The 297-nt window shown below is 51.2% G+C and carries 1 tRNA gene; it reads right to left on the bottom strand.

Annotated elements, in window-relative coordinates:
- Positions 1-35: 35 nt before the first annotated feature.
- Positions 36-112 (bottom strand) — tRNA-Met (locus EOC06_RS38845).
- Positions 113-297 lie beyond the last annotated feature (185 nt).

Genomic DNA, 297 nt, shown 5'->3' with positions numbered 1-297 from the left:
ACCCTGTTATCTGATACCGCTGGTACGGTATCGGTTGGTTGCGGGGGCCGGATTTGAACCGACGACCTTCGGGTTATGAGCCCGACGAGCTACCAGGCTGCTCCACCCCGCGTCCGATGGAAGCGCACTATACTCTCCATGATTTATGATGCAACCCCTTTTTGCAGATAATTGAATGAACGCCATTTTATTGCTGATTTTACCCGCAATCTGCCGATTTTTTAGCAACCTGCCGGTGGCGACTTTTTTGTTGGCAGGCGATTCCTTTATCCATGGCCGTTTGATCTCGTATGCCGT

The sequence above is a fragment of the Mesorhizobium sp. M7A.F.Ca.MR.362.00.0.0 genome, assembly GCF_004023175.1.
Classification (GTDB): domain Bacteria; phylum Pseudomonadota; class Alphaproteobacteria; order Rhizobiales; family Rhizobiaceae; genus Mesorhizobium.
Note: the sequence above shows the minus strand (reverse complement) of the source record. Positions and strands in the feature narration are given on the sequence as shown.